We start from the raw sequence: 6,828 nt of genomic DNA, 5'->3' as shown, positions 1-6,828 counted from the left end.
CAGGCTGTCGAGCGGGCGCCCGCGCAGGGCCTCGATCACCGCCGGGGTCACGTCCACCAGCTCGTAGCGCGCCAGCAGCCCCTCCGGCGTCGACAGCTCCGCCCCCGCCTCCACGGCACGCGCCGTCGGACCCGAAGCCGGGAGAACCGAGCAGCCGCCGACGAGGCAGGCCGTCAGCGCGAACAGCGCCGTGAAACGAACCATCTTCGAACTCCCGGAGCCGTGCCCGTCTCCGTGAGACCGGCACGCAACGCCCGTATGACCCTGTCGTCTTCGTCGCGAGCCCGCGCCACCGAGGTCCGTGCCGAAGTGTCGGCGGACGACGCGCGCATGGCTGGAGCCTCGACGTTGCGCGCCAAAGCCTGCGATCGCTTTAACGACGGCTCGAGCACGCGCGCCGGACATCGCCCGGCATTGCGTCACGACCGTGGCACGGCCACGCTTGGCCCATCCGCCGACGTCGCGGCCCGGCCGATTGCGGCTCGCAGCCGGCGCCCGAGATCGTCGGCGGTGCGGTCGACCCGACGCGGCGCGGCCGGGTCGGCGTGGCCGAACCGGAACAGCGCGTAGTCGGTGGCGGTGCCGCCGAAGCCGGGCCGGCAGGTCGGCAGGGCGGGCGCGTGGTCGCCGTAGATGCAGAGCGTCGCGTTCAGGCCCGCGAGCGCGGCCACGAGGTCCTCGACCATGCGCCCGGCGGCGGCGACGTGGTGGAGGTACTGGGCGACCGGGTCGTCGATCCCCGGCAGGCGTCCCGGCTTCCAGGGGCCGTGGTTCTCCATGGTGACGCCGAACAGGAACAGCGGCCCGCGCCGTGCCGCGACCTCGGCGCGCACGCGCTCACCGAAAGCCGCATCGCCGACATAGGGTCCAACGCGGGGCGCGTCGCCGAACGCCTCCTCCATCACGAGGGTGTCGAAGCCGAACGCCTCCATGACGCGGGCGCGCCGGAAGAAGTCGCGATGGAACGGGTGGACGAAGGTGGTCGCGTAGCCGTTCCGCCGGGCCGTCCGGGCGAGGCTGTCCGGCTCGTTCCCGCCCGAGGCGAGATAGGGGTCGAACACGCCGAAGCCGAGATCGCGCGCGCCGCGCCCGGTGAGCACGGCGTGCTCGGTCCGCATGGTGTAGGCGCCGTGCGCCGGCACCCGCAGGCGGCCGTGCTCGCTGGCGCGCGCCCGGATCAGGTCCATCAGCGGCAGGTGCGGTCCGCCGAGCCGTTCGGGGTCGAGGAAGGATTCGAGCTGGATCACCACCACGACGTCGTCGCCCGGCGGCTGCGCGATCGCGGGCGCTGCGACGGCCGCGGGGCCGCCGCGCTCGCTCCGCCACCGCAGCGCGTAGGCGATCAGGTAGGCGGGCAGGCCGTAGCGGGCGAGGTCGGCTTCGAGCTCCGGCTGCGGGAACCGCCGGGCGACCCGGCCGGCGAACGGCCCGCGATCGGCGGCGACGAGCAGGGCGGCGAGGCCGAGCGGCAGGCCCAGGACGGCGGCCAGGGCCCCGCCGGCGGAGGCGGGCAGCAGGCTCGGCTCGATCCGGTACCACAGCGCGATGCCGGCCAGCCCGAGCAGGAGCGGCACGGCGATCCGCGGGCTGGTGACCGGCGGCACGTAGTAGAGCTGCGGATGGCGCGGCACCTGCGGCAGCAGCGCGAAGTCGCTGAACACCAGCGGCTCGCCGATCACCGCGCGTTTCAGGTGGCTGACGAGGTGGAGGATCGCGACGGTGAGCACGCAGCTCGACGCCGCGAGCCACGGGCGCCACGAGAACACGAACCAGAACAGCAGGATCAGCCCGTAGGCACCGAGCCGGATGGCGAGGTCGCCGGGCCTGCGGCTCGCGCGCCCCGGCACGTCGCCGAAGCGGAACTCGATCGCGAGGCAGAGGACGAAGGCGACCACCGTCGCGAGGAGGAAGGACATCGTGCTCGGCTCAACCTTGCCCGGGCTTCCGGGTGACGGGCTTGTCGCCGGACGCGACGCCGCGCCGGGCGCGCAGGGCCCGCACGATCGGGTTCAGCAGGCGGTAGCGCGCCCGCATGCCGAAGCCGGCGAGCCGGCCGAGCGCGAGGGCGCTCGGGGGCGCCGCGGCGCGGGCGGCGCTGAGGCGGTCGAGCAGCTGCTCGGGGCCGCACGGCTTCATCGCCACCGGATCGAGGTAGCGCGGATACAGGATCAGCGCGCCGGCGACGAGCTCGTCGAGGGCGAGCGTCCGGCCGCGGTCGGCGCCGGGCGCGAGATCCTCGGTGAGGCCCCAGCCGGCATAGAACGGCCGCCCGTGCGTCGCGACGCTCAGGCCCCGGATCAGCGCCTCGAAGCCGGCGAGCGAGGTCATCGTCTCGACGTGGTGCACCCGGTCGAGCAGGTCGACGATGCTCAGGCCCGAGACGATCCGGTCGGCGAGCCCCAGGGCCTCGGCTTCGGGGATCGCGCCGGGGCGGAACCCGGCCTCCACGTCGGGATGCGGCTTGTAGAGCAGGAAGGCGTCCCGGTTGCGCGCCCGCGCCGCCTGCAGCAGCGCCCGGTTCGAGCGCACGTTCGGCGATCCGTAGCGGACCGAGGCGTCGTCCTCGACCTGGCCCGGCACCAGCACGATCCGCCGGTCCGCCGGCCACGCGCCCGCGGCGACCGTGAGGCCGACATTGTACTTGCTCAGGCGCCGCGCGACGATCGTCTCGCGCAAGGACTTCGCCCGGGCGACCAGGGCGTCGGAAAATTCGGCTTCGGCCAGGATCCACGAGAGACGGCTCTCGCGCCGCGGATCGTAGTAGATGCCGCGATCGTCGACCACGATCGAGGCGCCGGGCTGCAGGCTCGCCCCGAGGCCGACCGAGCGCAGGAAGCCGTCCTCGACCCGCGCCAGCGGCAGGCCGGCCTCCGCGCAGGCCGCCTCCAGGGCCTCCGGCGCGCGCGTCGCCCAGGCGAGCACCTGCCCGTCGTGGCGCTTCGCGGCGGCGACCGCGTCGGCGACGGTCATGGTGTGGATCGGCGTGCCCTTCGGGCCGACGGCGAAGGCGTCGAGCGCCGGCCGCTTCCAGCGCGAGATGCCCACGTAGACGACGCGCCGCGCGTTCTCGGAAAACCGCGCCCGGAGCCAGGCGACGCGCTCGGCGCAGGCCGCGCGGTCGATCGGCGCCCGCGTCCAGGGGTCGAAATGGTGCAGGCCCGGCGTCTCGCGCCCTCCGACCGGCTCGCCGGCCAAGGTCAGGATCAGGCTCGAGAACCCGGTCTCGGCGCTGTCATAAGGGCTGAGCAGCGGCCCGGGCGCCACGACGAGCGGGGGACGGCCGGCGAGCCGCAGCAGCCGGGCGGCCGGCCCGTCGCGCCAGACGACGGCGCGGCCGCGAAGGCCGGGCGCGCCGAAGCGGCTGCCGGTGGCGGCCTCGATCTCGGCGCGCAGCAGCCGGATCGTGCGGCCGACGGGAAACAGCGTGTCGGGAAGGATCGGGCGCATCACCATTTCGGTCGAGGGCTCCGGGCCGGGCGGGTCACGCGGCGGCGCCCGGCATCGCCTGCCGGGATCCCGCGACCCATCGTGAGGGCCGAGCGACGGGTCGCGCCGGCCTCGACGCGTTCCTGCCCGGACCCGCGGGCTTTAGCCCAATTCATCCGCGGCAGGCGAATGCTTCCTGGGGCGGGCGGATGAGCGGGACATGAACGGACACCCCCCGGACATATCGCCGCCGCGATTGGCTCCTAGCTCGTTCCCGTTCGGGGCCGGCCGCGACGGCGTTGCGGGACGGCCACGGCCCGGCGGAATCGTGCGGGGCGGAACGGCCCCGGATTGCCGGGCCGACTCGGCCGTGCGACCCGTGGTGGCTGCCCCGTCCCGTCCGCTGAAGGTACAGAGCGCCCCGGAATGCTTCAGCCTCGCCCAGATTCCGTCGATGCGAGCCCGGCGACGTTCCTCTTCCTCCAGGGCCTCGCCTCGACCTTCTTCTCCGATCTCGGCGGCGCCCTGGCCGCCCGCGGGCATCGGGTGCGGCGGATCAACTTCTGTCCCGGCGACTGGCTGTTCTGGCGCGGCGACGCGGACCATTACCGCGGCACCCGGCCCGGCTGGGAGCGCTGGCTCGACGCCTACGTCGCCACCTACGGCGTGACCGACATCGTCCTGTTCGGCGATTGCCGCCCCTATCACGTCGTCGCGCGCGCCGTCGCGGTCGCCCGCGGCCTGCGCGTCCACGTGTTCGAGGAGGGCTACATCCGCCCGAACTGGATCACCTGCGAGCTCGGCGGCGTGAACGGGTACTCGACCCTTCCGAAGACCGCCGAGGGCGTCCGGGCGCTGGCGCGCCGCCTGCCGCAGCCCGGCCGCGCGATGCCCTCGACCGGCGACATGGCCCTGCGCAGCATCTGGGACGTCGGCTACAACGTCGCCAACGTCTGCTTCCCCTACCTTTACCCGCGCTTCCGCAGCCACCGCCCGACGCATATCGCGATGGAATATGCCGGCTGGATCAAGAAGTTCTCCCGCCGCGGCCGGACCAGGCGCGAGGCCGCCCGCTGCAACGAGATCTACAACGCGGTCGGCTGCGACTACTTCCTGCTGCCGCTCCAGCTCGACAGCGACTACCAGATCCGCGTGCACTCCCCGTTCCTCGGGGTCGAGGGCTTCATGGACCGGGTGATCAAGTCCTTCGCAGAGGCCTCGCAGGCGCCGACCCGGCTGCTGGTGAAGCTCCACCCCCTCGATGCCGGCCTGATCAACTGGCGCAAGTTCGCCCGCGCCTCGGCCCGCCGCCACGGCGTGAGCGAGCGCCTCGACTTCATCGACGGCGGCGAGCTGCCCAGCCTGATCGCCGGCGCCCGCGGCGTGGTGATCGTCAACAGCACCGTCGGCATGCTCTCGCTGGAGATGGGCCGGCCGACGATGGCGCTCGGCACCGCGATCTACAACATGCCCGGCCTCACCCATCAGGGCGACATCGACGGGTTCTGGACCGCACCGACCGCTCCGGATTTCGGCCTGATGTCGGATTTCCGCCGCGTGGTGCTGCACCGGACGCAGGTGAACGGCGGCTACTTCTCCAAGGCCGCCATCGCCCGCGCCGTCGCCGCGACGGTCCCGCGGATGGAGGCGGCGCTCCCCGACGCCCGGGTCGCGGCCGCCCGGACGATCCGCGAGGGCGAGGCCGATGCCGGCCGTCTCGCCGAGGTGTATTGATTCGGCCGACCGGCGCGCGGTAGCACCCGGATCATGCCCCACATCCTGATCACCGGCGCGTCGAGCGGCATCGGCGCGGCGCTCGCCCGCCGCTATGCCCTGCCCGGAAACCGCCTGACCCTCAACGCCCGCGACCGCGGCCGCCTCGAAACGGTGGCCGCCGCGTGCCGCGCCCGCGGCGCCGAGGCGACGGTCGTGCCCCTGGACCTGCGCGACCGCGAGGCGGTCCGCGCCTGGATCAGGACCCTCGACGGGGATGACCCGATCGACCTCGTGATCGCCAATGCCGGCGTCAACGGCGGCCATCCGACCGGCGAGGTCGAGAGCGAGGACGTCGCCTTCGAGACCCTCGACATCAACCTCGTCGGCTGCCTCAACGTCGTGCTGCCCTGCGTCACCGCCATGGCGGCCCGGGGGCGCGGGCAGATCGCCCTGATCTCCTCGCTCGCCGCCTACGCGCCGCTCGCCGACGCCCCATCCTACAGCGGCACCAAGGCGGCGCTGGTCGCGCATGGGCAGGCCCTGCGCGCCAAGCTCGCGCCGAGGGGCGTGCGGGTCAACGTGGTGATGCCGGGCTACGTGAAGACGCCGATGGGCGGCCAGCTCAAGGGCTGGCGGCCGCTCGAGATGAGCGCCGATCAGGCCGCCGAGCGCATCGCCCGCGGGCTGGTGCGCAACCGGGAGATCGTTACCTTCCCGAGTGTGCTCTTCCACCTCGCCCGGGCCGGCCTCGTCGCACCGGAATTCCTGCGCACCGCCGCCATGCGCGCCTTCCGCTTCCAGCTGCGGCCGCGCCGCTGATGCCCAAGCCCAGCATCGCGCTCTTCGCCCTCGAGGCGCTGCCGAACGCGCGTGCGGTGCGCCGGTTCGTGGCCGACCACGCCGCGGAGATCGCCTTCGTCGGCCTGTCGAATGCCGAGCGGCCCTCGACCGGCGGCCTCGTCGGGCAGGTCCGGCGCCATCTCGCCCGCTCCGGGCCGGCCTTTCTGCCCTACCTCGCGGTGAATTTCGGCCTGCCCGACCTGCTCCGCCCGGTCGCGCCGCTGACCCAGCGCATCGCCGGCACCACCGGCTCGCCCGAGGCGACGCCGCTCGCGACCCTGTGCCGGCGGCACGGCATCCCGACGCTGACGGTCGACGACGTCAACGGCGCCGACGTCGCCGATCTCCTGCGGCGGCACGGGCCGGACCTGATCGTCACCTTTCACTTCGACCAGATCCTGGCGGGCGAGACGATCGCGCGGGCGCGGCTCGGTGGCCTCAACGTCCATCCCGGCCTGCTGCCGCGCCATCGCGGGCCGGTGCCGACGATCCATGCGCTGGCCGAGGGGCCGGACGCCTTCGGCGTGACGGTCCACCGGCTCGCCGTGGCGATCGATGCCGGCGCGATCCTCGAGCAGGCGCCGGTCGCGCTGCCCGCGGACGTGACCGCGACCCGCGCCGCCGTGCTGCTGCACGAGCACGGCCGGAACCTGCTCGATGCGGTGCTGGCCGATATCGCCCGCGACGGCGCGGTGCCGGAAGGCCGCACCGTGCCGGTGCTGCCCTATTGCCCGTTCCCGGATGCCGGCTTCCTCAAGGCGATGCGCCGCCGGGGCCGCTATCTCACCGATGTCGGCGACCTGCGCGAAGCCCTAAGCCTGTCGGCGCGCGGCGCTTGATACGGCG

5 protein-coding genes and 1 pseudogene are annotated in these 6,828 nt (G+C 73.8%); 3 read left to right on the top strand and 3 right to left on the bottom strand.

The genetic code is table 11. The features are described 5' to 3' along the window. From MKK70_RS12840 to MKK70_RS12830, 3 genes and pseudogenes are all read right to left on the bottom strand, one after another. A pseudogene (locus MKK70_RS12840) lies at nt 1–204 on the bottom strand (sugar transporter); the annotation flags it as partial. A gap of 215 nt (nt 205–419) precedes the next feature. Continuing rightward, nucleotides 420–1,916: an LTA synthase family protein gene (locus tag MKK70_RS12835; protein WP_243948138.1), complete on the bottom strand. Its 1,497-nt coding sequence runs from the start codon at nt 1,914–1,916 to the stop codon at nt 420–422. A gap of 10 nt (nt 1,917–1,926) precedes the next feature. Continuing rightward, nucleotides 1,927–3,447 (bottom strand): capsular biosynthesis protein, encoded by a 1,521-nt coding sequence (locus tag MKK70_RS12830; protein WP_243948136.1) that lies wholly within the window; start codon nt 3,445–3,447, stop codon nt 1,927–1,929. 405 nt (nt 3,448–3,852) lie between these two features. Here MKK70_RS12830 and MKK70_RS12825 point away from each other — a divergent pair, with 405 nt between their 5' ends. From MKK70_RS12825 to MKK70_RS12815, 3 genes are read left to right on the top strand one after another with little or no spacing between them, the layout of a single operon-like run. After that, nucleotides 3,853–5,160: a capsule biosynthesis protein gene (locus MKK70_RS12825; protein WP_243948134.1), complete on the top strand. Its 1,308-nt coding sequence runs from the start codon at nt 3,853–3,855 to the stop codon at nt 5,158–5,160. A gap of 33 nt (nt 5,161–5,193) precedes the next feature. Further along, a complete protein-coding gene (locus MKK70_RS12820; RefSeq protein ID WP_147858995.1) occupies nt 5,194–5,961 on the top strand; it encodes an SDR family oxidoreductase in 768 nt (255 codons plus the stop codon). Continuing rightward, nucleotides 5,961–6,821, top strand: coding sequence for a formyltransferase family protein (locus MKK70_RS12815; RefSeq protein WP_243948133.1), 861 nt, complete (start codon nt 5,961–5,963; stop codon nt 6,819–6,821). The genes MKK70_RS12820 and MKK70_RS12815 overlap by 1 nt, the downstream gene beginning before the upstream one ends. Nucleotides 6,822–6,828 lie beyond the last annotated feature (7 nt).

This window comes from Methylobacterium sp. E-041 (genome assembly GCF_022829665.1).
In the GTDB taxonomy this organism is placed as follows: domain Bacteria; phylum Pseudomonadota; class Alphaproteobacteria; order Rhizobiales; family Beijerinckiaceae; genus Methylobacterium.
The sequence above is the reverse complement of the archived record's forward strand: the minus strand, read 5'-3'. Positions and strand labels throughout refer to the sequence as shown.

Excerpts from the sequence above, each read along its gene's own strand:
- MKK70_RS12825 (WP_243948134.1), top strand. The coding sequence starts at position 3,853 with ATGCTTCAGCCTCGCCCAGATTCCGTCGATGCGAGCCCGGCGACGTTC.
- MKK70_RS12830 (WP_243948136.1), bottom strand. The coding sequence starts at position 3,447 with ATGCGCCCGATCCTTCCCGACACGCTGTTTCCCGTCGGCCGCACGATC.
- MKK70_RS12820 (WP_147858995.1), top strand. The coding sequence starts at position 5,194 with ATGCCCCACATCCTGATCACCGGCGCGTCGAGCGGCATCGGCGCGGCG.
- MKK70_RS12815 (WP_243948133.1), top strand. The coding sequence starts at position 5,961 with ATGCCCAAGCCCAGCATCGCGCTCTTCGCCCTCGAGGCGCTGCCGAAC.
- MKK70_RS12835 (WP_243948138.1), bottom strand. The coding sequence starts at position 1,916 with ATGTCCTTCCTCCTCGCGACGGTGGTCGCCTTCGTCCTCTGCCTCGCG.